Source organism: Nostoc sp. (assembly GCF_035638895.1).
Taxonomy (GTDB): domain Bacteria; phylum Cyanobacteriota; class Cyanobacteriia; order Cyanobacteriales; family Nostocaceae; genus Nostoc.
Window position 1 is genome coordinate 1 of sequence record NZ_DASQZC010000085.1, and the last position, 3107, is coordinate 3107.

5 protein-coding genes are annotated in these 3107 nt (G+C 42.1%); 3 read left to right on the top strand and 2 right to left on the bottom strand.

Annotated elements, in window-relative coordinates:
* The first annotated feature begins 287 nt into the window (after positions 1-287).
* The 3 genes from VE944_RS03780 (at position 288) to VE944_RS03790 (ending at position 2038) form a co-directional block, all read left to right on the top strand.
* The gene (locus VE944_RS03780; protein ID WP_324972498.1) at positions 288-503 is read left to right on the top strand and encodes a type II toxin -antitoxin system TacA 1-like antitoxin; all 216 of its coding nucleotides are present in this window, start codon (positions 288-290) and stop codon (positions 501-503) included.
* A gap of 206 nt (positions 504-709) precedes the next feature.
* A complete protein-coding gene (locus VE944_RS03785; RefSeq protein WP_324972501.1) occupies positions 710-1291 on the top strand; it encodes a helix-turn-helix domain-containing protein in 582 nt (193 codons plus the stop codon).
* 156 nt (positions 1292-1447) lie between these two features.
* Positions 1448-2038, top strand: a complete 591-nt coding sequence (locus VE944_RS03790; RefSeq protein WP_324972503.1) for a hypothetical protein — start codon at positions 1448-1450, stop codon at positions 2036-2038.
* A gap of 292 nt (positions 2039-2330) precedes the next feature.
* Here the strand turns inward: VE944_RS03790 and VE944_RS03795 are convergent, their stop codons facing one another.
* Positions 2331-2663, bottom strand: a complete 333-nt coding sequence (locus VE944_RS03795; RefSeq protein WP_324972506.1) for a hypothetical protein — start codon at positions 2661-2663, stop codon at positions 2331-2333.
* A 196-nt stretch (positions 2664-2859) separates the two neighbouring features.
* The coding region (locus VE944_RS03800; RefSeq protein WP_324972508.1) for a hypothetical protein at positions 2860-3107 on the bottom strand (248 nt) is incomplete at its 5' end.

A 3107-nucleotide genomic window follows, 5' to 3' on the forward strand; every position in this document is an offset into this window, starting at 1 on the left:
GGGATGGATAGGCGATCGCACTCAACACGCAATTCGCTTATGGAGAATTTTTCAAGTTGTTCGCGGGTGTGAATTGGCTGTGTCATAATTTTTATACCTGATGTTTATCTAAGGTTCCAAGAAGCGCCATTTTTCTTTGCGGGAGTGTGGCGCTTTTTGGTGTCTGTATTTATGTTAGTACCTTGTTAGTACATTTGTCAAGTTTGGTTAGTACGCATTTTTCCTTCTATATGGTGGCTTTGAGATTTAGAAATGCTATCTTGTTAGTACGGAAGGAGAATTTTTATATGGCAGAAGAATCAAGATTAACAATCCGGATCAGCCCAGAAAAAAGGGAAGCGCTGAGAGATAGGGCGAAAGCTGAGGGTAAAAATACGACTGAGATATTGATGGAATTCATAGATCAGTATCTTGGCTTAAAGCAACACAGCAGCCCAATTGAACAGCGCGTTACTAGACTTGAGCGAATTGTTGAGGAAAAGCTGGGGGAATTGGTCGCCTGAGAGAAGAAAACGAATCTCTCAGGCAAGTAAAAGAAAAAGTGATTGACGCAATCTTCAAAGAAAAACCCGCCAGCGACTAGGCGGGTTTTGCATTTTATAACAGCACTTGTACTAACTCGTGCATGACGCTATACTAACAGAGAAAGCGATCGCGTTAATTGCGATCGCTTTCAACTCTTAACCTAAATTGCAAATGCTGTAGCGGCATGAACACGTTCACACCTAACCAAGTTAACCCTTTATCACTTCCGTCACTTCCTCTTGAATGGCGTAAAGCGCTTCCAGACTGTGCAGGTATCTATTTTGCTATTGACAGTAATGACGCAGTTCAATACATAGGCAGGTCAAATAATATTCGCTTGAGATGGGTGCAACATCATAAAAATCAGCAATTAACAAAAATAAGTGCTGTTAGGCTTGCATGGTTAGAAGTGTCCGACAAAAGCTTGCTTGCCCCAATAGAAGAAGCGCTTATTAAATGGTTTGACCCACCACTAAACAGGGGAATCATTGTAACCCCCTGCTATATAAAAAGCAGTCAAAGAAAAGCTGTACAGCAATCTAACACTAAAATACGTTGCCGCTTGCAAGACTTACTAGACGCTCAGGAATTAACCAGATCAGCTTTGGCTCAAGAAACTGGTTTAACTAGTCCGGCGATCAGAGGTCTATGCGAGAACACGGCTAAAAGGTACGACGCTGATACCCTAGCCGTGCTTTGTGGCTTTTTTGGATGCGAGATGGGGGAACTGTTTGAGGTTTTACCTAAAGATGCAGAAGAGGTCTAAGGTCAAAGAATTTGGATTGTGGTAACGCAGTGTGACTGCTCCAAACTAATCAGCGCATCAAGTGCAAGCTAACTCTGATTAGTTTGACTATTTTGTTTTGCGATCGCGCTTTGAAGCAACAGACAAGACTAGCTGTTTTATTTTGCAAGAGTTCTCATGAGCGAAACTGATTTACAGATTCCGTTCGATTGCCATTATTTTGAGCGCTATGCCGAGGGGAATAAAGACGGCGGCGTTATCATTCATCAAAAAAGTTGTCTAAAGTGTATTCCTTGGCTTTACGACAACGACAAGAGCCGATTTGAAGACCTCTTAACCAGAGCGATGAACGCTAAAAATCCGAACATCTACAACATTGTCAGGTTTGCGGCTGCAAAAGGTTACGGTGCAGAATATCCAAGCATGACAGAGCCGGAGAACTTGCTCTTATCTGACATAATTGCATCAACTTCTCCTTATAAGCTCCATTCTGATATTGGAAAAATGCCTGATATGCCTGGAGTTTACATCATAGTAATCAATAATAAAAGCTCAAAAAAAGTTGCTTACGTTGGCTCTACGCTAACTTTGCGCCATCGACTAATAAATCATCACGTAAAAGACTTGCAAATACTAATGAGCGCAGGTGTTGAGCTATCTGCCTACTGTTTATTGTTTCCTACGGAAGGCACAGAAGAAGCAATGCGTGTTACTGAGACGCATCTCATTACAGCTTTAGAACCCACGTTAAATCGAACATCTTGTTAACCACCCTCACGCGGACTCTCGTGATTCCGCGTTTGGGGAGTTATCCCCAAAAAAGCGATCGCCCCTGGCTAAGTACGCAATCACTCACGATTTGCGTCGGGACAAGCGGCGTAAATCGCCCCAAGCCAAAGGAATAAAAACGGTGTGCTGCTGCCTCATTATCAGTAGCCTTTTAAGGCACAACTGCCCTATGAGATGACTTCAGGCACTGTTTCCAATGTCCTTGGATAAAACAAATGATCGGAGCTTGGATTTAGCTCCGATCATTTGACTGAACCTTGAAAATTAAATCTCACCTACAACTGTTAACCAACTCTCCTGCATAACGATCAATATCAGAGCGATTGATAGACTTATTGCCTTCGCGCTCTCCTATGCTTTCTGCCGTCTGGTCGTAGCAACTACCAGATTTAAAAAATGTTCCATAAATCCAAGCACCTACCACAAGTGAGGTTATTATTGCAGCCGTAATATTTCTGCTCCGATTATTCATTTCCAGCACTCCTGAACCAACTTGGTTTTCTCGCACTCTTCCACATTCCTGGTGAGCGGCGTATCCACGCCAATCAGATTGAGCAACCGACAGATAAGCGCAAAACCCACAGGAATGCCCACTAAATACCAAGCGTATCTTTGGGTAAAAAACTTAATTCTCATGACTTTGGAATAGGACTGTATTTAGCAATCCCAAAAAGCGATCACGTTTAACCACTTGTTGAAAAATTTTTCAGGATGCTTGATCAAAAAAACAAGCCCTCAGACATGGAGTTTGAAGGCTTGTAAAAAATACTGATTAAATTGAGGAAAAATGAACACATTATTTATTCATCATCGTCATTGATATCTGTTTCCAGCAATGCTTTTTGTTTTTCTGTTCGCTCTTGCGATCGCTTGTCAGTGCCATAAATGAAAGCAGTTACGATCGAAACGATAGGAGTCCCAGCAAAAACACCTCCAGCAACGTCATGACCTTGTTGGATTAAAAATGCGCCAGTTCCGATCGAAACGAGAGTAATTATAAAACCAAAAATCAAGCCAGCCCATGAACGCTTGCTATCACCAACAATCA